At 39.9% G+C, this 21421-nt stretch carries 19 protein-coding genes and 1 tRNA gene; 13 read left to right on the top strand and 7 right to left on the bottom strand.

All coding sequences use genetic code 11. From position 1 onward, the window contains the following. Window positions 1–16 precede the first annotated feature (16 nt). Window positions 17–1003 carry an alanine dehydrogenase gene (ala, locus tag QEN48_RS02260; RefSeq protein ID WP_280108791.1) on the top strand — a complete coding sequence of 329 codons (987 nt, stop codon included), beginning with the start codon at window positions 17–19 and terminating at the stop codon, window positions 1001–1003. Window positions 1004–1034: 31 nt separating this feature from the next. On the opposite strand, the gene QEN48_RS02255 is transcribed toward ala, so the two are convergent. The 4 genes from QEN48_RS02255 to QEN48_RS02240 form a co-directional block, all read right to left on the bottom strand. After that, the gene (locus QEN48_RS02255; RefSeq protein WP_280108790.1) at window positions 1035–1475 is read right to left on the bottom strand and encodes a hypothetical protein; all 441 of its coding nucleotides are present in this window, start codon (window positions 1473–1475) and stop codon (window positions 1035–1037) included. A gap of 292 nt (window positions 1476–1767) precedes the next feature. Continuing rightward, window positions 1768–2115, bottom strand: a complete 348-nt coding sequence (locus QEN48_RS02250; protein ID WP_280108789.1) for a CrcB family protein — start codon at window positions 2113–2115, stop codon at window positions 1768–1770. Next, the gene (locus tag QEN48_RS02245; RefSeq protein ID WP_280108788.1) at window positions 2115–2456 is read right to left on the bottom strand and encodes a CrcB family protein; all 342 of its coding nucleotides are present in this window, start codon (window positions 2454–2456) and stop codon (window positions 2115–2117) included. The genes QEN48_RS02250 and QEN48_RS02245 overlap by 1 nt, the downstream gene beginning before the upstream one ends. Window positions 2457–2765: 309 nt before the next feature. Next, a tRNA-Glu gene (locus tag QEN48_RS02240) sits at window positions 2766–2840 on the bottom strand. A 379-nt stretch (window positions 2841–3219) separates the two neighbouring features. On the opposite strand from QEN48_RS02240, the gene QEN48_RS02235 reads away from it, so the two are divergent. The 8 genes from QEN48_RS02235 (at window position 3220) to mmp11 (ending at window position 12010) form a co-directional block, all read left to right on the top strand. Next, a complete protein-coding gene (locus tag QEN48_RS02235) occupies window positions 3220–3717 on the top strand; it encodes a hypothetical protein (RefSeq protein WP_280108787.1) in 498 nt (165 codons plus the stop codon). 895 nt (window positions 3718–4612) lie between these two features. Beyond that, window positions 4613–5377, top strand: coding sequence for an S-adenosyl-l-methionine hydroxide adenosyltransferase family protein (locus QEN48_RS02230; protein ID WP_280108786.1), 765 nt, complete (start codon window positions 4613–4615; stop codon window positions 5375–5377). A gap of 80 nt (window positions 5378–5457) precedes the next feature. Further along, the gene (locus QEN48_RS02225; RefSeq protein ID WP_347985123.1) at window positions 5458–6201 is read left to right on the top strand and encodes a phosphopantothenate/pantothenate synthetase; all 744 of its coding nucleotides are present in this window, start codon (window positions 5458–5460) and stop codon (window positions 6199–6201) included. Continuing rightward, window positions 6188–7471 (top strand): histidinol dehydrogenase, encoded by a 1284-nt coding sequence (gene hisD, locus QEN48_RS02220; protein WP_280108784.1) that lies wholly within the window; start codon window positions 6188–6190, stop codon window positions 7469–7471. The genes QEN48_RS02225 and hisD overlap by 14 nt, the downstream gene beginning before the upstream one ends. 11 nt (window positions 7472–7482) lie before the next feature. Then, a complete protein-coding gene (gene aspS, locus QEN48_RS02215; RefSeq protein ID WP_280109090.1) occupies window positions 7483–8790 on the top strand; it encodes an aspartate--tRNA(Asn) ligase in 1308 nt (435 codons plus the stop codon). A 7-nt stretch (window positions 8791–8797) separates the two neighbouring features. Beyond that, complete coding sequence (gene thiL / locus QEN48_RS02210) at window positions 8798–9745, top strand: thiamine-phosphate kinase (protein WP_280108783.1); 948 nt, start codon at window positions 8798–8800, stop codon at window positions 9743–9745. A 257-nt stretch (window positions 9746–10002) separates the two neighbouring features. After that, entirely contained in the window at window positions 10003–11058 is a 1056-nt protein-coding gene (locus QEN48_RS02205) for a radical SAM protein (protein ID WP_280108782.1), read from the top strand. 1 nt (window position 11059) lies between these two features. After that, complete coding sequence (gene mmp11 / locus QEN48_RS02200; protein WP_280108781.1) at window positions 11060–12010, top strand: methanogenesis marker protein 11; 951 nt, start codon at window positions 11060–11062, stop codon at window positions 12008–12010. A gap of 401 nt (window positions 12011–12411) precedes the next feature. Here the strand turns inward: mmp11 and thsA are convergent, their stop codons facing one another. The 3 genes from thsA to QEN48_RS02185 all read right to left on the bottom strand — a co-directional run bounded on the left by thsA (window position 12412) and on the right by QEN48_RS02185 (window position 16361). Further along, the gene (gene thsA, locus QEN48_RS02195) at window positions 12412–14076 is read right to left on the bottom strand and encodes a thermosome subunit alpha (RefSeq protein ID WP_280108780.1); all 1665 of its coding nucleotides are present in this window, start codon (window positions 14074–14076) and stop codon (window positions 12412–12414) included. A gap of 189 nt (window positions 14077–14265) precedes the next feature. Next, a complete protein-coding gene (locus QEN48_RS02190) occupies window positions 14266–15186 on the bottom strand; it encodes a transcriptional regulator (RefSeq protein WP_280108779.1) in 921 nt (306 codons plus the stop codon). Between the two features lie 110 nt (window positions 15187–15296). Next, window positions 15297–16361 (bottom strand): AMP-binding protein, encoded by a 1065-nt coding sequence (locus tag QEN48_RS02185; RefSeq protein WP_280108778.1) that lies wholly within the window; start codon window positions 16359–16361, stop codon window positions 15297–15299. A 523-nt stretch (window positions 16362–16884) separates the two neighbouring features. On the opposite strand from QEN48_RS02185, the gene atwA reads away from it, so the two are divergent. The 4 genes from atwA to QEN48_RS02165 all read left to right on the top strand — a co-directional run bounded on the left by atwA (window position 16885) and on the right by QEN48_RS02165 (window position 21421). Continuing rightward, window positions 16885–18477 (top strand): methyl coenzyme M reductase system, component A2, encoded by a 1593-nt coding sequence (gene atwA / locus QEN48_RS02180; protein WP_280108777.1) that lies wholly within the window; start codon window positions 16885–16887, stop codon window positions 18475–18477. Next, on the top strand, window positions 18474–19118 hold the full coding sequence (mcrC, locus tag QEN48_RS02175) for a methyl-coenzyme M reductase I operon protein C (protein WP_280108776.1): 645 nt from the start codon (window positions 18474–18476) through the stop codon (window positions 19116–19118). The genes atwA and mcrC overlap by 4 nt, the downstream gene beginning before the upstream one ends. 107 nt (window positions 19119–19225) lie before the next feature. Beyond that, on the top strand, window positions 19226–20056 hold the full coding sequence (locus QEN48_RS02170; protein WP_280108775.1) for a respiratory nitrate reductase subunit gamma: 831 nt from the start codon (window positions 19226–19228) through the stop codon (window positions 20054–20056). A gap of 15 nt (window positions 20057–20071) precedes the next feature. Continuing rightward, complete coding sequence (locus tag QEN48_RS02165) at window positions 20072–21421, top strand: (Fe-S)-binding protein (RefSeq protein ID WP_280108774.1); 1350 nt, start codon at window positions 20072–20074, stop codon at window positions 21419–21421.

Here is a 21421-nt window from a genome sequence, read left to right as displayed (position 1 = left end):
AAGGTAGGGAATCTAAATGGAAAACAAACTTACAACCCTTAAACTATCTAAATCAGATGTTGAAGAGATAATAGAGATAGAAGATATCATAGAGGCAGTTGAATCAGCCTTCAAGCAATTTGGAAACGAAAAAATTCAGATGCCGCCTAAAGCATACCTATATTTCAATAAACATAACGGTGATTACAGGACAATGCCAGGATACCTTGAAGAAGAAGAGATAGCCGGATGCAAACTGGTTAACTCCCACCCAGAAAACAAGGAATATCCCACAGTAATGGCCGTATTAATTTTGGTTGATACAGAAACAGGATATCCCTACTGCATAATGGACGCAACAGAGTTAACAGCATACCGAACAGGAGCAGCAGGTGGTGTAGCTACAAAATATCTATCACGAAAAGATTCAGATACAGTAGGGCTTGTTGGAGCTGGAGTTCAAGCCGAAACACAACTAAGAGCAGTAAACACAGTTAGAGACATAAAAGAAGTTAAAATACACGACGTCTCAAGCGAAGCAACAGAAAACCTATTAAAACAAATAAAAGACCTAAACCATAAAACAAAAGTCTGCAAAACAACCAAAGAAGCCGTAAAAGACACAGATATAGTAATCACAACAACACCAGTAAGAAAACCAATTGTAAAAGCAAGTTGGATATCCCCCGGAACACACATAAACGCAATAGGCGCAGACGCAGAAGGAAAACAAGAACTAGAAACAAAATTGCTAAAAAAATCAAAAGTAGTTGTAGACGACTACAAACCAGCAATACACGGAGGAGAAGTAAACGTACCAATAACAAACAAAGAATACAACAAAAAAGACATACATTCAGACATAGGCAAAATAGTAAACCAAACAAAAACCGGAAGAACAAACCCAAAAGAAATCACAATATTCGATTCAACCGGACTCGCAGTCCAAGACATAGCATCCGGATGGAAAATCTACCAAAAAGCCAAACAAAAAAACATCGGACAAAAAATCGAACTAATCTAAACCAAACCCCCAAAGACAATCGGATTTCTCATTAAGGTTTTTTAACGGTAATCAAAATCCGATTACGGTTCTTCTCAAGAGTCCTAATCCAAAAACTCAACTCATGCTCCTCACAAAAACTCACCAACGACTCAACCTCAACCATACTAAAACTATAAGACTCAGAATAATACTCCCCAAGACGCTCAGAATAACTCGTCCGCTGCTCCCAATCCATAACCCCCTCACCATTCCTCAAACTATCCATCCAATCTGGAGAGCCCTCACACTCACCATACAACCTATCCCCATTACTCTGAACAATACTCCTCTCAATATAATCTATATCAGCATTACGGCCAATAACAACAACCCCATCCCTAGCAACAGAGACAACATCAAGAGGCGTATCATCCTTCAAATAATAAAGATCACGAACAGACAAAGTCCAAGAATCAAGCTTCTTCTTCATAATAACCATTCTCAATTCCATAATTCAAAACACATCAAACCACACAAACCCTCAACATAACATTATAACAAACAAACCATATAAAAACAAACGGAAAAAACACAAAAACAAACCAACACACTCCAACAAACCAAAAACACAACATATAAACCAACAAACACAACCCCCAACCATAGAAAAACTTAAATAAAACCACATTAAAGCCAGCAACCAAATCCGAAACCAATTAACCTCTCCCACACCAACCAATCTAACACCACCACACAAACCAAAAACCCTGAGTAAACAGCCTCCCTATACTATTAAACTCAACTTAAAGATATAAAACGATTAAATAGGCCGTTAATAACGCAATTCCACTAAAAAATAAATTTAAAAAACCATTAATAAAAGCAGGCCACCAACCACCTTCCTCCCCTATCCTAACAGTCTCAACAGACATTGATGAGAAGGTTGTGAAAGACCCCGCAACTCCAACACCAAAAAACAGAGCTATATCACCAGAAAGACCAATAAATACAACTAAACCAAGAAAAAAACTACCCAACGAATTAACCAACAAAGTTCCTTTTGGACTCTTCTCCTGTTTAAAAAAACGATAAACTAAATATCTAGCTACAGCCCCAACAACTCCACCGAAACCCACAAACAACCACTCCATTAAACATCACCAACAAAACGATTAACAAAAACACTACCAAGGTAGGCCCCTAACAACCCAAAACCATAATTCCCGATAATATTTAAAAACATAATCAATGGACTGCTGGTAAAACTCTGTAAAGCAAATGTACTGTAAGTGGTAAAAGAAGATAAAACACCTGTAGCAACCAATGCAACAAACCCCTCTGATAGATTCCTCTGGACTATAGAGTAAAAAACCACCAAGCCAAGTAAAAAACTGCCCAATGAATTAACCAACAAAGTTGACAATAAACAACCAAACCAAAAATCAAATAGATACCTGATACATGCACCAAAAAAACCACCAAAACCAACCAAAAAAACAAGCCAGACCTCAAAAAAAACATTATCAATATCCATACACACCTACCACCATAAAACTAAATAAACCCCCAGAAAACCAAAAACCTATACCTCAATTCTATTCAAAAACTAATAAAGCGATTGCAATATTAAACACAAGCCAAAATAAATTAACTAAAATCCTCAAACATCAATACAAAACTGTAAACATTAAAACATCAAATTAAAAACAACAACCAGTCCTCAAAAAACCAAAGAAACAGAAAAATAAAAAAACCAGATTCAAACGAAAACACTTCAATAAAGCCATACCTTATTTTATAATGCTCCGACGGGGATTTGAACCCCGGTCCTCGGCTCGAAAGGCCAAGATGATTGGCCGGACTACACTATCGGAGCAACAACAAGATGCCTCTAACTAACTACCTCGGGAGGCAGAATCATATTTTCTTGATAATACTTTAAATATTCCCCTCCAACAACCAACCATTAAACTAAAGCCGGCTCTTCATATCCAAAGACCTACAACCTAATATTACTTTCGTTCGAAGAGATTTATTTGCCCAAAAAACCATAAATTTCCTAAATCTAACTTAACAAATAGAGATATAGAACTCCAAACTAGGTTATGAGACTAAAAAATTGGTTTAAATCACTCTATATCTTATAAAAATTGGTTTAAAAAGTGTTATATAGTCTAGCTGCCAACCTATTACTTGAGGAATGCATTTTTGACATTAAAATGTTTTAATGGCCTTTTATGCATTTTTGAATTAAAATGGCAAAATCTATGGAAACAAAACCAAATGAAGGGTATTTAGGCTCAATACCCGTAGATATGAAGGGCTTTATTTTTAGTAAGCCTTACACACTTGTTTTAACACAAGATAAAACAGTTTTCGCTCGTGTAACATCCACGATATTAAAACAACATGCAAAAAACGCGAGACAAGATGTTGAAGAAAAAGGTGGTGGCCGTATGGATAAAGTGAAAAACCAGATGAATGCTCACTTTAACCATCACAAAAAATACAGAGATATGACTCTAAACGAAGTTCTAAACGAGAGTGAAAAAAATTTCTCGATCGATAATAACTCGGTCCAAAAAATAAAAATAAAAAAATATACAGTCAACAGACAGGAATTTCCAGAAACCAAAGTAAAAATAATGATAAAAACCGATTCAAAGAAATATAAATTGATATTAAACGAAACCATGGATCTAAATGAAGCAAAAACTATCTTAAAAAACGTATATGGCTCAAAAGTAAGATAAAACCCCCAGGAAACCCCACTCATAATGGGGCATGGGTTCTATTCAATACCCAAATTAATATTGTTTCAGGGATGGTTATCGAAAACTGAGATGTAGGTTGAGTATAACAACCCTTATTTTAAGCCAGATTTATGTTTCCTCTATGTCTCCTTTATGTCTCCTTTATTTCTAGTGATGTGAAAAAGGGATTTAATTGGTGTTTTTTGAGTGAAGTACCTCGGGGTCAAGCCCCGAGGCTTCGCCGTCTAGGCTTGCACAGCCATCGCAGGCGAATTTAATTCCCCTCGACCTCCCCAGATGGGTCGGCTGGAATTAACACCCGAACGCACCACAGCGTCCGTGAGGGTCTGTCGCTCCACCACGACACGACAACACCCGTCTCACGCCCAATGGACGGTTTTGAGAGGAGTCGCATTTCCAAACTGTCGAACGACCAGCGAAGGAATTGAGGTCTTCAATTCCATACTTTGAGAGATGATTTCTAGTTGTTATCTGTCCGTTATGTCTCCAGAAACTTAAACTTTTGTCATATCGTGACGGCATTCACCCACGGGATCAAGCCCCGTGGCACTCTGCCTGCTATCTCTGTAGATTTAGTGGTTTGAAGAAGGTCAGGTGTAATAGTTGTGGAGCGGAATATGAGACGAAGTTCTTGAAGACACGGCTACAGTTATTCACTCATACATATGAAAAATGCTCCAAATGCAGTAAATGGACGTTGCATAAGGTATTGATACCTTATCTTGGGTTATGGATAGGTCTAGTTCTATCTATAATAGCATTAGTTGTGGTATTGTCGTTTTTATAGTTTTTTAACTGACTTCCAGTTTTTAGGCCATTATTTTTTCTGGGTGTTTGGTAAATGTTAAGTTGTTTTGTATATACCTAGTTTTGTATGTTGACTTTTTTATCTGATTTTGGCAGTGTGGATGGATATCCTGGGGTTATGAAGGCTGTTGCTTCTGGGATAACTGGTTGTAGGTTGGTTGATATTACTCATACAATTCCGCGTCAAGATATAGTGAAGGGGGCGTATGTATATCGGACTGCAGTTAATTATTTTCCATCTGGCACCGTTCATGTTGGGGTTGTGGATCCTGGTGTAGGAACCGATAGAGAAGGTATTGTTGTTAAGGCAGGGGGTCAATATTTTGTTGGGCCTGATAATGGGTTGTTTATTCCTGCAGCTAGGTTTTTAGGAGAGTTCGAGGTATATGTTATTGAAAACGAAAATTATACTTTAGAGTCTGTTTCCAATACATTTCATGGACGTGATGTATTCTCTCCTGTTGGGGCTTGGCTTACAACTGGTGTTGATTTATGTGATATTGGGTCTGAAACGAATGATTTTGTGGATCTTGGTTTTGGGGATTGGAGTCAGGTAGATAATGTTTTGAGGGGTTGTGTTATTAATATAGATGGTTTTGGAAACGTAATAACTAATATTCCTTCTAAAGAAGTGGATGGGTTAGGTTTTGGGGACACCGTTATTATTGATGGTTTCGAGATGCCTTATAAGCGTTGTTATGGTGAGGTTGATATTGGTTCAGTTTTGTTGACTACTGGTAGTCATGGATTTCTTGAGGTATCTGTTAATCAAGGAAGTGCTAGAAAAAATTTGGATGTGGAGAGAGGAGATGAATTAGAAATAAAGTTGTAAACTATATCTCTATATGTGGGTTTTTCCGTAAGGTTATTGTTGTGTTGGATGGAATTTAAGGTTGTTTTGTGGAGGTTTTTATTTTGTCTGTTCCTGAGGATCATCCTAGGTATGAGTCTTTGTTGTTGAGGGAGCGTTTGGTTAGGGGTTTTGAGATGGGTTTGGTTGTTGAAGCTGGTTTGATTGCTCATGGCCGTGGTGAGGCTTTTGATTATTTGTTGGGTGAAGAAACTGTTGAGTGGGCGGATAGAGCTACTTTAGCTGCTGTGCATTGTATGTATCGTTCTGAGAACCCTGTTTTGTCTGTGAATGGGAATGTTGCTGCTGTTGTTCCTGATTTGGTTGGTGAGTTATCTAGGCGTGGGATTAAGGTTGAAGTTAATTTGTTTCATAGGAGTGAGGAGAGGGTTAAAAAGATTATTAGTTTTTTGAGGGAACATGGTGTTATTGATGTGTTGGGTGAGGATACAGATATGTTGATAAATGACTTATCTCATGATAGGGCTTATGTTTCTGAGGAAGGTATTTATTCGGCTGATACAGTTCTTGTTCCTCTTGAAGATGGGGATCGGGTTCAGGCATTAAGGGAGATGGGGAAGACTGTTATCTCGATAGATCTTAATCCTCTTTCAAGGACCAGTAAAACTGCTGATATAAGTATTGTTGATAATGTTGTTCGTGTTTTGAAGAACTTTAATAAGTATTGGATGAGGGTTGAGGAGGACGGTTCTTTTGGAATCGATGTATACAAGAGTTTTGATAATGAAGAGAATTTACGTAAAATGGAGGAAATTATGAGGGGTGGATTTGTTGGAGATAATTGATTATAGTGAACTCGATGTTTATGACGTGAGGGAGATAGCTAGGAAACAGGAGGAAGAGGTTTTAGATAAAATAGAGCCTGTATCTGAGATACTTGAAGACGTTAAGGACAATGGAGACCTATCTGTATTAAGATATACATCCCGATTCGATAATGCCGATCTAGATCAAGATGACTTATTAGTCGATGATTACGCTGTGGAACGGGCATATGAATTGGTTCCAGACAAAGACATAAAAACTATAAGGAGAGCTAGTGAGAATATCAGGAGGTTTCATAGTTATACAAAACCAGACAGCCTAAAGCTCAATGATTTTAATGGAATGCAGTTAGGGGTTAAAACAGATCCCTTAGAGGCTGTTGGAGCTTACGTACCTGGAGGTAAAGCTGCATATCCATCAAGCGCTTTAATGACTGTGGTTCCAGCAAAAGTAGCTGGAGTTGAATGGATATCGGTATGCACACCACCCAGCCAGGAAGGGGAGATAAATCCATATACCTTAGTTGCTTGTGACATAGCTGGTGCAGATGTAGTATATAGAATCGGTGGTGTGCAAGCAATTGGGTCACTAGCTTTCGGAACGGAAACTGTTGTTCCAGTTGACAAGATAGTTGGGCCTGGTAATGCCTATGTCACTGCCGCTAAAATGCTTGTTAGAGGTACAACAGAAATTGATTTCCCTGCAGGCCCTTCTGAAGTATTGATTATCGCCGATGATTCAGCCAACCCAAAACAGATAGCTATAGACCTACTTGCCCAAGCAGAACACGACCCCAACTCACTCGCTTTATTGGCAACAAACTCCCATGAATTTGGAGAGAAAGTAAATAAAGAGATAGGAAAAATGGTTGGCGATAGGGATCGTGAAGAAATAATCAAAAAATCACTAAAGAAATCAATGATTGTAGTTGGAGATCTAAACGACCTAACAAGTTTTTCAAATGAATTAGGGCCAGAACACCTAGAGATAGTTGTAGAAAACCCATTGAAAGTGCTTAGAGAAATAAAACACGCAGGAGCTATATTTATAGGTAGTTATGCGCCTGTAGCGGTTGGTGACTACGCAACCGGATGTAACCACGTGCTCCCAACAGGTGGTCAAGCAAAAGTTCACTCAGGCCTAGGAACAAAAGATTTCATGAAGACAAGTTCTGTACAGATAGTAGGTAGGGAAGGATTGAATAAAGTGGCAGACATTGCTAAAAGGATGGCCGAGATAGAGGGCCTTGAAGCCCACGCTTATTCAATAGAAACAAGACTGGAGGATTAGATTTGGAAGATATGAAAGACTGGAGAAGAACACATTACAGTGGAGAGATAACACCCGAGATGGAGGGGAGTGAAGTAGTTGTCGCTGGCTGGATCCATGAGGTTAGAGACCTCGGTGGAGTAGCCTTCGTTGTTTTACGAGATAGAGAAGGTAAAGCCCAGATAACTATACCTAAGAAAAAAGTTCCTGAAGAACTTGCCGAAAAAATGACCTCACTCGTACGGGAAAGTGTCGTAATGGTTCGTGGAAACATCCAGAAAGACGAGAGAGCGCCTGGAAACTTCGAGTTAATTCCAAACGACATGAAGATACTTTCTGAATCAAAAACACCATTACCAATGGATGTATCTGGTAAAGTAAATGCAGAACTTGACACAAGACTAAACTCTCGATACATGGATCTACGTAAGCCAGAAATAAACGCTATATTCAAAATCCGGAGCGTCGCACTTACAGAGGTCAGAAACTACCTTGAAAGCCAGGGATACATCGAGATAACAACACCAAAAATGGTGGCCACAGCAACAGAAGGAGGAACAGACCTATTCCCAATCTCCTACTTCGAGAAAGAAGCATTCCTAAACCAAAGCCCACAACTATTCAAACAAATAATGATGGCCAGCGGCCTCGACAAAGTATATGAAATAGGCCCTATATTCAGAGCAGAAGAACACGACACAAACCGACATCTAAACGAATCAATATCGATCGATATCGAGTCAGCTTTTTCAGACCACAACGATGTTATGAAGTTACTTGAAGAAATGATACATCACGTCACCAAAAACGTTGAAGAACGGTGTCAATCTGAATTGAGAGCACTTGAACACAACCTAATAGTTCCAGAAACACCGTTCGAGAGAATTAAGTATGAAGAAGCAATCGATATAGCCGGAGACCACGGAGTCGAAGTTGTTTGGGGAGACGACATACCTACAGCTGGAGAGAAAGCTGTTGGTGAAGAAATAGGCACATACTATTACATAGTAGATTGGCCAAGCGAGATAAAACCATTCTACGCATTACCAGAACCAGAAAACCAAGAGTTAAGCCGTGCATTCGACCTAATGCATCCAAGATTCGAGTTATCCTCAGGAGCACAGCGAGTTCATAAAATAAAATTGCTTGAAAAAAGAATGCTAAACCAAGACCTAGATCCAGAAGACTTCGAATTCTACCTAAACGCATTCAGGTATGGAATGCCACCACACGCAGGCTGGGGTGTCGGGGCAGAAAGACTGTTAATGGCTCTTACAGGCAAAAAGAACATAAGAGAAGTAACACTCTTCCCAAGAGACAGAAACAGACTAACACCATAAAAAAATAATGAGGCTAAGCAACATAGGTGAAAGAGGAGCTATAGAAAAAATAACCAAAATACTCGATAAAGATAGCTCCAAAATCATAGCAGGGCCGGGAGAAGACGACTGTGCAGTAATAAAAACCAACGACAACGACCGATTATTATTTGCCAGCGACATGCTAACACGGACAAGACACCTCCCCAAAGAAATCTCCTACCACAACATAGGTTGGAGCGCAGTCGCAGTAAACCTCTCCGACATCGCAGCAATGGGCGGAAACCCATTATACCTAACAAGCTCTATAGCAACACCAGACATAACAGAAAAAAAACTCAAAAAACTCATAGAGGGAATGAACAACTGCAGCACCCAACACAACTCCTACATAGTCGGAGGCGACCTATGCCAACACAAAGAAATCGTCATAGACTGTTCAATAATAGGCAAACCACCAAAAAACACCCTCTACAGAAATGGAGCAAGTTCCGGTGAATACGTTGGAGTCACAGGTGAAATCGGTACAACAGGACTAGCCACCAAAATAATAACCAAAAACCTAACTATACCCAAAAAAACAAGAGAAAAAGCCCTAAAAAAACTATTCAAACCAAAACCAAGAATCAAAGAAGGAAAACAAATATCACAATCCGGAGGAACAGCAGCAATAGACGTCAGCGACGGCCTACTAACATCAACCATACAACTAGCAAAATCAAGCAAAATCGGAATAACACTAAACCCCAAAAAAATCCCAATCAACAAAAAAATAAAGAAAACCGCACTAAAAAACGATATAACAATAAAAGAACTAATCGACATCGGTGGAGACTACGAAATACTATTCACAACCAAAAAACCAAACAAAATACCAAAAAACGCTACAATAATAGGTAAAACAAATAAAGAAAAAAAAGTCACATACGGCGATAAACCAATAAAACCAACCGGATATAACCACTTCCAACCCTAAACACCTCTACCCAAACCCAAAAAATAACTCTAATTCAAATTTTATATAACTATTTTAGTTAAAACGAAGTATAATTGATATACTACCGATTTTAAGTATATTAAATAGGTTTTAGTTGTTTTTATCGTTATTCATTATTTTATATTTTTGAAAAAAACTATATTATCGATTTATGATGTATTTAGGCGTTTAAAAAATGTTTTATGTTTATTTGTAAGAACCTTTAATTATATATAGATAGTAGTTTTTAATGAAAAATGATTGCAGAATTAAAGACAGAGCTTATAACACGGGGGGTTGAGTTACCGGAGAAGGGTAGAACAGGTGGAGCTGGTCCTACGGGCCAGTATTTAGTTCTACCTAACGGGGATATAGCTTGCGCCCCTTCATACTGGCCAGAGGGATACAAGCCAAACAAACTGGAAAAAAAAGACAATAAATATTACATCGAGTTTAATGGAGAAGAACTGGAGCTTAAAATACGGAAAAACCCTGAATACTACAACAAAACCACAAGTAAGGGCCAGCCAATGAAGAAGCTCGCCTTGATGCATGGAAAGAACTGTCTTGGCACAACCATATACCAGAAATGTCGGTTCTTTGATGAAGGCAAGCAATGTAAGTATTGTGCTATCGAAGAAACATTGAAAGATCGGAGCACTATTAAAGAGAAAAACATCGATGAACTTACAGAAGTGGCGAGAGAAGCAAGAAAAGAGGATATAACTCACATGACCGTTACAACCGGTGTTCCACCTAAAGAGGATTATATTGTTGAAAGATTGGTGGAGCTTGCTAAAACAGTGAAAAACAACGTTAATATGCAGATACACGTACAACTCCTTCCACCCGGTGAAGAAAACCTAGAAAAACTTAAGGCCGCGGGAATCGATACTATCGGCCTACATCTAGAAACATGGGATAAAGAACTGATGAAGGAGGTTTGTCCCGGCAAGGCAGAGATCGGGCGGGAAAAATTCATAGAAGATATCGAGCACGCAGTCCGGATATTTGGAGAAAACCAAGTAAGTTCATTCATGATTGCTGGGATCGGAGAAACAGACGAATCGGTTTTAACCGGAGTTAAAGAGCTATCTCAAAAAGGATGTGTTCCCTTCCTTACACCCCTACATCCATTACCCGGAAGCCATTTCGAAAACCGCTACCCACCTGAAACAGAAAGGATGGATAAACTTTATAGAAAAGCTTCAGAAATCCTAAAAGACAACAACATCAATCCCCGTGAAAACAAAGCAGGATGCGTAAGATGTGGATCCTGTACAGCCCTATATGAATATTTAGAGGGAATTTAAAATGGAAGTTCTAAAACCAGAACAGATTAAAGAGCTATTGGACGAGGCATGGGTTTCGCCCTATAAACGAATAATAATGTGCGCAGACGAAGAAAACGGTTTAGTAGAGATTGTTGAAGACCACGCAAGAGGCACATGTTACGGAGGAGCAGCTTGGGAGGTCAGACACTACCAACAAACCGGTACATTAGTTAAAGAAGCACGTAGAGAAGGAGCCAGAAACGTTTTCACCGTTGGTTTAGGAGAAGGTGAATTAGACCTAACCCCAGGAATAGCTGCAGCAGGAATAGAATCAGCAAAAATAGAGGGAGATGAAATCAAAGTCGGGTATGCAGGCCTTGCAGGAGCTGGAGTAGCAGTTGCAATGTGCAGAGGGCTCGCAAAAGGCGTAAACAGAGTTGAAGTACATCAACAAGGAGGTGGAGGCAAATTAGGTAAAGCCTCAATAGTTGTACCAAAATACGAAAAAATAACAATAGGCATCGATGACACCGATACAGATGAAGCAGGTGCAACATGGGCACTTTCAAACGAAATCGGCTGCATACTAGACGAATTAGAATGGGCACACTACTTAAACCACACAATCGTTCAACTATACACTAAAAACCCATACAGAACACAAAACGGAGTAAGCATCTCAATAACCTTTGCAGTAGAACCAGGAATGAAAGAAGAGTTTATAGAAGAAGTTATAAACCAATTCAAACAACATACCTCCTCTGACGACACAGCAATAGCCGTACACGACAAAATAGCTATACCAGAAATAGTTAAACAATACACAGAAAAAGCCAAAAACCAGATGGTAGAGATAGATGAAGCAGAAGAAATAGCCAAAAAAGCAGACATAGACCTAATCTCCGTAACAGGCGAACAAGGTAAAATCGGAGCACTAGCAGCAATCGGGCTTTCAAACGACCCAGACGAAGCAGCAAAAGTAGGGAAATAACATCCTCCCCCTCCCTAAAGGGGAGAGGCCTTAACCCTGAATCAAGATAATTCTTGAAGTATTCTTAGGTTCTTTTCTCTACAGAGAAACCAGAGAAATCAAGCAGAGTGCCTTAGGGCTTGACCCCGAGGCACTTCACAAATTTCCCCTAGCTTTCTTTACGTCTTAAAAACAAAGTTTTTAAGTTTTTTTAGTTCTTTAATTTCTTGGAATTAAGTATCTAGAATTAGGGATTTAGTTATTTATGGGTTTATTAGTTATTTATGGGTTTAGGGAAAAATTAAATTGCTTTAAATCTATTTTTTGTTTTTTTGGTTTTTTTGAAAAAAAGAGAAGGAAAAAAAGGAGTTAATAGGTCCGATAAGGACCTTATTCATTTATTGTTTTTTGGGTTTTGGGTTTTACATCATTCCGCCCATTCCGCCCATTCCGCCCATGCCGCCGGGCATTCCGCCGCCGCCTGGCATGTCGGGTTCGTCTCCGGAGCTTCCGCTTCCTCCGGAGATTACGTCGTCGATTCTTAGGATCATTACGGCTGCTTCTGAGGCGGAGTCTACTGCTTGTGTTTTAACTCTCAATGGCTCTACGACTCCAGCTTCCCACATATCAATTACCTCGCCGTCGAATACGTTGAGGCCTGCGGCTTTTTCTCCTGCTTCGTGTTTGCTTCTTAGGTCGACTAATGCGTCGATTGGGTCGAGTCCTGCGTTTTCTGCTAGTGTTCTTGGTACGATTTCCAGTGCGTTTGCGAAGGCTTCTACTGCTAGTTGTTCTCTTCCTCCAACAGATGCAGCATACTCACGTAGCCTGTGAGCCAACTCAACTTCAGGAGCACCTCCACCAGCAACAACCTTACCATCTTCAACAGCTACTGCGACTACTTTTAATGCGTCTTCTAGTGCTCTTTCTACTTCGTCTACTACGTGTTCGGTTCCTCCTCTTACTAGTAGTGAGACGGCTTTTGGGTTTTTGCATTCTGTTACGAAGAGCATGCTTTCGCCTGATATTTTGTTTTCTTTTACGTTTCCGGCTTGTCCTAGGTCGGATGGTTCTATTTCGTCGATGTTGGATACGACGTTTCCGCCTGTTGCTCGGGCTAGTTTTTTGAGGTCTGATTTTTTGGCTCTTCTTACGGCTAGTATTCCTTCTTTTGCTAGGTAGTGTTGTGCCATGTCGTCTATTCCTTTTTGGCAGAATACTACGTTTGCTCCGCTTTCTTTGATTTTGTTGACTAGTTTTTTGAGCATTTTTTCTTCTTCGTCGAGGAATTGTTGTAGTTGGTCTGGGTTTGTGATTTGTATTTCTGCGTCGACTTCTGTTTCTTTGTGTTCGATTGGTGCGCTGATTAATGCGATTTTTGCGTTTTCTACTGAGTCTGGCATTCCTGGATGGACTTTTTCTTTATCTATTATCATGCCGTCGACAAGTTGGGTGTCTTGTGCACGTCCACCAACTTTTTTCTGTACTTTTACGTTTTCTACGTCGACTTGGTATCCGTCTTCTGTTTTATCTGCGACTGATGTTATTGCTTTTACGACTAGTTCTCGTAGGGTGTCTCTTGCGGTTTCGGCTCCTTTGCCTGTCATTGCTGTTTCTCCGACTTTCATTAGTATTTCTTCGTCGTCTACTGATACGTCGATTGCGATGTCTTCTTCAAGTATTTGTTGGCATTTTGCTGATGCTTGTCTTAGTCCTGATGCTATTATTGTTGGGTGTACGTCTTGTTCTAGTAGTTCTTGTGATTGTTTTAGTAGTTCGCCTGCTATTACGACTGCTGTTGTTGTTCCGTCGCCTACTTCGTCTTCTTGTGTTTTTGCGACTTCTACGACCATTTTGGCTGCTGGGTGTTCGATGTCCATTTCTTTTAGTATGGTTACTCCGTCGTTGGTGATTATTACGTCTCCTAGTGTGTCGACGAGCATTTTGTCCATGCCTTTTGGTCCGAGTGTTGTTCGGACTGCGCTTGCTACGGCTTTGGCTGCGTTTATGTTGTTTTCTTGAGCGTCTTTTCCTCTTGTTCTCTTTGTATCTTCACTAAGTATAAAAACTGGTTGTCTCATAGACATATTTTAAATTACCTCCATTCACGTGCTCTTTAGAGAGTTTTGTGATGGCTTGAATTTATTCTAACATTTAATGGAATGTTGTACTATAAAAATGTTTCGGTATTTTTTGTTTCATCCACACCTATAACTAAAAAAACAAAAAGTGTTTAAAAACCCCTAAATCAAGAATAAATTGATTAAAAAACCGTCTTAAGGACATCTATCATCAATCAACCCAAGAAGGTCCTCAACAGACTCGAAATCACTTATCTCTTGCTCAAAAACTATAGGAGCATCCTCAATATTCGACCTATCCTTTTTAGTCTCCTTCACAACCATAAAACAACCATAATCAATGGTTCCAGAAACACTACTAATGATACTAGCCTTCTTCTTAAGCCTTTCATTATAAGACTCTATACCAGTTAAATAAGCCTGCCGTTCGGTTCTTGAAAGAGCATTAAACGGCGCTCGATCAGTAGGTAACACCATCATTCCGAGAGAAGAAAGCAAACCTAAAACAGGGTTTTCTATCTTATCAAGACCAATCTCAACATCTTCATCTGGAGAGATATCAACCTTTTCAAACAAAGGAATATCAAATACCTCCTCAATCCTCATAGCTACATCGAGGTTTACATCACCACCCTCCTCATACTTACGGATAGCACTTCTCGAAACACCGAGTTTTGAAGCCAACTCTCCCTGAGAAATTCCTTTCTCAACCCTAGCTCTTCTCAAACGCTCACTATTTATCTTAGCATAATTACCGCCAGGAGCAGAATAAACTACAAAGGGAACATCCTCAACAACATAGTCATAAAGAGTTTCAGGAGAAACAGCCTTAACCCCATACCTATTGTAAACAACCCCACGATTCATAGGGTCTCCCCTATTTTTAAGGCCAACAACAATAGGGGTGGCCATAAAAAGACGTGATATCTCAACAAGCCTGAACGCAACATCCTCTCTAAGGCTATTGATGTCAACAAGCAACTTTAAAACAAATATCTGTTCACCATTCTTAGCAACAAAATCAAAGCTCTTAGGATACACATTACATTCATCAGAAACCTTATAGCCACCCTCTTTCAAGATGGCTACAACCTCATCCTTCAGAGCTTGAGTCATTATATACTATATAATACCTCAAAAGGTAAATAATCTTCTTAAACCCCTAAAACCAAACATTAAATTCTAAATCGATTTAAAATAAAAATCTCTATCAAACCGGTTTTAAGTTAGAACAACGGCATTCCCTGCGACGAAGAATACTTACTTCCCACCTCTCCATTTATACCATCCAACCTCATCAATATAGAACCACATCCATGCTGGTTCTTTTCTATAGAAGTAATATCCCCCGTACGATACCTAATCATCGGCATTCCCTCCCTATTCAACGTAGTTATAACCAACTCCCCCTCCTCTCCATAAGGCAATGGCTCCAAAGTATCAGGATCTATTACCTCTGCATAAAAATCACCCTCATTTATATGAAGGCCATCTTTCTCAGGACACTCAATAGCAACAGCAAAACCCGTTTCAGTAGTCCCATAATGGTCATACACATCACAGCCATAAATCCTCTCAACCTCACTACGTATCTCTTCATTAAAAGGATAGTAAACACACCCCCTTGACATCACCATCCTCTCAATATCCACCTCACCTAAATCAAGACCATCCATTCGATCGATAGTTTTAGCCAAAGTATATAGATATGGATGAGACCCTATAACTGCCGTAGGCTGAAACTCATTCATCTCTTCAATCTGTTTTTCAGCCGTCAAATGATCAGTATGTTTTACCGTGCAATCACTTTCCTCAGCAGCCATCTTAACTAAAAAAGGACAGCCCCACTCAGTCTCTTTCGGAAAAGTAATCAATAAACGATCATCCTTATTCAAACCAACAGTCTCCAAACCAGCCGATATAGACATAACCAAGTGTTTAAGCTCTTCCTTAGTATACAAAACCCTCTTACCACCATCAGTAAACCCACGAAATATATCATTCCGAGTTACCGCCATAAAACGATAATGACTTCCAATAACATCATCAATAGAAGTTAACGGCACCCTCTCCCTAAACTCAACCAAACTACCAACCTCACCAGGAACAACCCCCTCCTCATTAAACAACTCACGATAAAACCTAGAGTTATCAAAAGCATACTTCAAGTTCTCAAAAACCATAAACTCCTTATACCTATCTATCTCACCCCGACCAACCGACGACCCTCTCAACCCCAAACCTTCACTCCGCCTATAAACATTATTTTTCACAAATTTTTCCAATTCCATATACAAAACCTCAACAAAACCACCAGAGAACTTTAAAAAAACCGCAAACCACAAAACAACCTTACCTTAACCAAAACAAACACACAATATAATTACCCACCTAAATGTATAGAAATATTGCACTAAAAAAATATTATCCACCATACACAAAAAAACCTAAAACCCTAATTCAATTCAAAAACACATAGATATCTACAGGCGGTAGAGGGAGATTATCTCAGGGCTTAACCCCAAAGTAGTTCACAACAAAACAAAAACCAATCAATAAAACAAAAATAAATTCGGCCATAGGTCCTAGAGTTAACCATAGATTAATATAGAGAAAATAGTGACTACCCTTAATCCAGTTAGAAATATCTACCGGATTAAAATAGTCTAAAACAGATACTGTACTACTGATTTAAGGTAAATCATTAATAGAGGTATAGGGTTTTGAAATATCTATTTTATACCAAAAAGTCATAAGTAAACAAACGATTTAATACTTAGTTGAAGCGTTTTTAATTAAAGGGTTCTGAGACTTATGTCGGACGAATTTATTAGGGTCAAAAATCTCACTAAGCGATTTGACGATGTTACCGCATTAAACAATGTTAACTTATCGATTGGTAAGGGTGAAATATACGGCCTCATGGGTAAAAGCGGTGCTGGAAAATCAGTATTGATGCATGCAATTAGAGGTAGTACCGAATATAAACCCCAGGAAGGGCAGATTATCTTTAATCTATTAGTCTGTCCTGAATGTATGTGGGTCGAGCCTGCAGGGTCGTCCTCAACCTGTCCTAGATGTCAAGAAGAAATGGAGCAGCAAGATGTGGATTACTGGAACGCTAACAGAGATCTATTTAGGGCGATTAGGTCTCGAATCGCTATAATGCTACAACGGAGTTTCTCACTTTTCGGAGACAAATCAACGATTGAGAACGTGCTTGAAGCAATCAACGACCCATATATGACAAAATCAGAGAAAGCTGAGTTTGCTATGAATCTGCTTGAAAAAGTCGATATGACCCATCGAACCACCCATATCGCTAGAGATCTCAGTGGTGGTGAAAAACAACGTGTTGTTCTAGCTAGACAACTAGCTAAAAAACCGATGTTGCTTTTAGCCGACGAGCCCACAGGAACACTTGACCCAAAAAGTGCAGACACGGTTCACAACATGCTTAGTTATAAAGCAGATAGAGAAGGTCTAACAGTTATAACTGCATCTCACTGGCCCGATGTAATCCGAGACATCAGTGACAGAGGTGCCTGGCTCGAATCAGGTGAATTAGTTAAAGAAGGCTCTCCTGAAGAGATAACAGAAGAGTTCATTAAAATCCAAGGCCCTACAGCTCCAAAAGAAGTAGATTTCGAAGACACTATAGTAAGAGTTCAAGATGCGAAAAAATATTTCTATTCAGTTAAACGTGGTGTCGTTAAAGCGGTAGATGGTGTTTCACTAGAAATCGATGAAAAAGAGATATTTGGTTTAGTAGGTTGGAGCGGTTCAGGAAAAACAACTCTAGCGAGAATGATATCTGGAATAACTGAGCCTGATAACGGAGATGTCGAGGTACGTATAGGGGATGACTGGATAGATATGTCTAAAAAAGGCCCTAGAGGTAAAGGTAGGGCAACACCGCACCTTGAGATATTACATCAAGAACACTCCCTCCATCCTTATTCAACGGTTTTTGAAAACCTCTCCACAGCTATAGGCACCAAACTACCTGAAGAGTTCGTTCGAATAAAAGCCCAAGAAACACTTGAAGGCCTTGGAATGACCGAGTCAAGAGTTGAATCGATACTTGATTCACTCCCAAGATCTCTAAGCGTTGGTGAAGACCAACGTGTAGCACTAGCACAGGTCTTGATGAAAGAACCCACCCTAAACATCCTTGACGAACCGGCTGGAACACTTGACCCGGTGACTAAAGCAGAAGTCGCAGAATCAATTGTAAGTGCAAGAGAAGAGTTGGGGGCAACTTTCTTGATAATAAGCCACGATAAAGACTTTATTTTAGATACATGTGACCGTGCCTGCCTAATGAGCAACGGTAAGATAGTTGTATCTGGGGATCCGGAAAAGGTTGTTAATAAGTTGGTTGAAGAGAAGGAGGTTCAGGTTTGAAAAAAGGAATCGGCAGGAAATGCCGTATAGTTGATTGCAGAGAAACCGCAGGCCTAGCTAAAACCGGTGGACTAGCTCAAAGGAACACCGTTGCCGAATCTCCCTCCCGAGACGTAATAGCTATCGCCATGGGGCCTGGACGTAGACATATAACAAAACCAATATGTGAAATAACATATGCATTAAGGGAAGAAGGTATAGATACAAGCGTTATTGTTCTAAATGCCGGTAGTGGTGTGCCTACAGATGCTCCCGCACGAACAATGGGTACCTTCGGTTTGGAGCCAGAGGAAATCAAAAAGATAGAGCAATTTAAGTTAGCTGTAATACATCTAGGGAACGTTAAAAACCACATAATCTATAAAGCCAGGCTTGTTTTAAGAAATGTTGACATACCAGCTATCTGCGTTACCCAATGTCCAGTTGATTTCGAGGATTTTGCATCGATAGGTATCAAAACACGGAAAGCCATGCCACCAGATAATGAAACAAAAACAAAAGGAGAAGTCGTTGAAATCGTTTCGGGAATTATAAGGGGTGAGGCATGTCCACAAAGCAAGTTAGATGAAGTCATACGTAAAGTGAAAGAAAACCTGATTATTATAGAACAAAAAACCGGTGAAAAACAGATAGCCGAATAAATCGGGGAAAATCTTTATAAACAGTAAATAATATTACTTTAAAATTCAGCCGTCGCTGGCATAGAAATACAGTACAGTTAAAAAAAAGTTAAAAAGAGGATTAAACAATGTTTATTGGTAGTCATTTCTATAGTGGGGTCAGTTTCCTAGCAATAATGGCAGTCGCGTTAATCACGGTCTTCATTTTTGGAGCTGGACTCCTCTGGAAATTCAATATATACGGAAAAGGGTCACGCGAATGGATGGGAGACGCAGACGAAACTGGTGTTAAAAACTTCTTAAAAAGCTTTGCACACTCGGCCGACGCAAAACCCGGAATAAAAAACATAGTTATAAACGGATTACTCCAAAAAAGACTCTATAACAGAAGCAAGTACCGATGGGTAATGCACATGTCCATTTTCTGGGGATTCATGGCACTATTCATACTCTCAATCTATCTACTTCTCTACGAAATAATAACATACTACATACTAGGATGGCCAATCGACCACTTCATAGCCGAAAAAGAATCACTGCATGTAGCAATCTGGGGCAACCTATTCGGAATTATACTAATGATCGGCTTAATAATCGCTGTAGTGAACAGGTTTGTTGGAGAGCCAACCAAAAGATTATCAAGCGCATACGATTGGGGGCCATTGGTATTCTTAATAATAGTTAACATAACCGGTTTCCTTGCTGCATTCGCTCGAGAAGAACCATTCTACGGCCATTTCCCAGAGATATTCGCTGGAAGCTGGGAGTTCCTAGGAGGCGCAATAACAAGTACAGAAATAGCGTTAGGACACGGCGTTATATCATTAATATTCCTAGCAATACTACCGTTCACCAAATTCATGCACTTCTTCGCAGTACCACTGACACAGATGGCGAATTATGGAGAGGAATACAAGCCAAGAAAGGCTTATGGAAAAAAACACGAACCAGAAACATAATTAAGGTGTATATAAATGGCTAAAAACGAACCAAATATAGATTTCAAAGCCCTAGAAGCAAAATCAATAATGGAGCTTGATGCATGTACCAGATGTGGTGAATGTGAAGATATCTGTCCAACTAAAGACGCTACAGACGACATAGATGTAGCCCCAAGAAGCAAAATCAATAGGTGGAGACAGTTTATAAACCGTAACTACGGCCTTAAAGCCAAAATATTCGGGCCAGACCCCGTTGAACCAGAAGAAATAGAGAAATTCCGAGACGACCTATACACATGCACAACATGCGGAAGCTGTAAAGAAGTATGCCCCGTAAACATAGACACAGTCGAACTATGGGAATCCCTTAGACAAAACCTAGTTCTAGCCGGAGAAGGCCCATACGGAAAACAAGCAAAATTCACAGAGATACTCCAGAAATACAGCAATCCATACATGGAAGAGAAAGAAGAACGAGTCAACTGGATTCCAAGCGACATCGAGATAGCAGACGAAGCAGAAATAGCATACTTCACCGGATGCACCGCCTCACTACGAATGAGAACAGTTGCTGCAGCAGGAATGAGAATACTTAACAAACTGGATATACCATTCACATATCTAGGTGAAGAAGAAGAGTGCTGTGGATCCGTATTACTGAGAACAGGCCAATACAGACAAAGCGGAGATGAAGAAGGCGAGAGAATCGTGCGTAAAATGACCGAAAACAACGTCAAAAGACTCAAAGAAAGAGGCGTAAAGAAGGTATTGTTCAGTTGCGCAGGATGTTTCAGAACAGCACTACTCGATTGGGGAAAAATACTAGACGAAGACATCGACCTCCAATTCATACATATCTCACAGTTCCTAGCCGATGTAATAAGAGAAGGAGACATGGAGTGGAGTGATGAATGGGACGAAGAAATGAAGATAACATACCACGACCCATGCCACCTAAGGCTAGACCTCGAGATATTCGAAGACCCAAGATACGTATACGAAAACATCCCCGGAATCGAACTAGTTGAAATGGAAAGAAGCCACAACCTAAGCCGTTGTTGTGGAGCCGGAGGCGGAGTAAAAGCCGGTATACCAGAAGTGGCTGGAAATTCAGCCGAAACAAGATGTAGAGACGCATTAGAAACCGGAGCAGAAATGGTTTCAAGTTCATGTCCATTCTGCCGACTAAACCTAAGCGATGGAGTAAAAAGCCTAATGGAAAGCGGAGAAATAGAAGAAGGCCGACTCGACGTAGAAGACCTCGTAATAATAACAGCCAAAGCAATGGGCCTAAAAACAACCCTAAATGGCGAAGAACCTGAAGAAACAGAAGAGGCAGAAGAGGCAGAAGAGGCAGAAGAAAAACCTGAGGCAGAAGAATAA

Origin of the sequence: Methanonatronarchaeum sp. AMET-Sl (assembly GCF_029854155.1) — an archaeon.
Classification (GTDB): Archaea; Halobacteriota; Methanonatronarchaeia; order Methanonatronarchaeales; family Methanonatronarchaeaceae; genus Methanonatronarchaeum.
The sequence above is the reverse complement of the archived record's forward strand: the minus strand, read 5'-3'. Positions and strand labels throughout refer to the sequence as shown.

Excerpts from the sequence above, each read along its gene's own strand:
- ala (WP_280108791.1), top strand. The coding sequence starts at position 17 with ATGGAAAACAAACTTACAACCCTTAAACTATCTAAATCAGATGTTGAA.
- QEN48_RS02255 (WP_280108790.1), bottom strand. The coding sequence starts at position 1,475 with ATGGAATTGAGAATGGTTATTATGAAGAAGAAGCTTGATTCTTGGACT.
- QEN48_RS02250 (WP_280108789.1), bottom strand. The coding sequence starts at position 2,115 with ATGGAGTGGTTGTTTGTGGGTTTCGGTGGAGTTGTTGGGGCTGTAGCT.
- QEN48_RS02235 (WP_280108787.1), top strand. The coding sequence starts at position 3,220 with ATGGCAAAATCTATGGAAACAAAACCAAATGAAGGGTATTTAGGCTCA.
- QEN48_RS02230 (WP_280108786.1), top strand. The coding sequence starts at position 4,613 with ATGTTGACTTTTTTATCTGATTTTGGCAGTGTGGATGGATATCCTGGG.
- aspS (WP_280109090.1), top strand. The coding sequence starts at position 7,483 with ATGAAAGACTGGAGAAGAACACATTACAGTGGAGAGATAACACCCGAG.
- thiL (WP_280108783.1), top strand. The coding sequence starts at position 8,798 with ATGAGGCTAAGCAACATAGGTGAAAGAGGAGCTATAGAAAAAATAACC.
- QEN48_RS02205 (WP_280108782.1), top strand. The coding sequence starts at position 10,003 with ATGATTGCAGAATTAAAGACAGAGCTTATAACACGGGGGGTTGAGTTA.
- mmp11 (WP_280108781.1), top strand. The coding sequence starts at position 11,060 with ATGGAAGTTCTAAAACCAGAACAGATTAAAGAGCTATTGGACGAGGCA.
- thsA (WP_280108780.1), bottom strand. The coding sequence starts at position 14,076 with ATGTCTATGAGACAACCAGTTTTTATACTTAGTGAAGATACAAAGAGA.
- QEN48_RS02190 (WP_280108779.1), bottom strand. The coding sequence starts at position 15,186 with ATGACTCAAGCTCTGAAGGATGAGGTTGTAGCCATCTTGAAAGAGGGT.
- QEN48_RS02185 (WP_280108778.1), bottom strand. The coding sequence starts at position 16,361 with ATGGAATTGGAAAAATTTGTGAAAAATAATGTTTATAGGCGGAGTGAA.
- atwA (WP_280108777.1), top strand. The coding sequence starts at position 16,885 with ATGTCGGACGAATTTATTAGGGTCAAAAATCTCACTAAGCGATTTGAC.
- QEN48_RS02170 (WP_280108775.1), top strand. The coding sequence starts at position 19,226 with ATGTTTATTGGTAGTCATTTCTATAGTGGGGTCAGTTTCCTAGCAATA.
- QEN48_RS02165 (WP_280108774.1), top strand. The coding sequence starts at position 20,072 with ATGGCTAAAAACGAACCAAATATAGATTTCAAAGCCCTAGAAGCAAAA.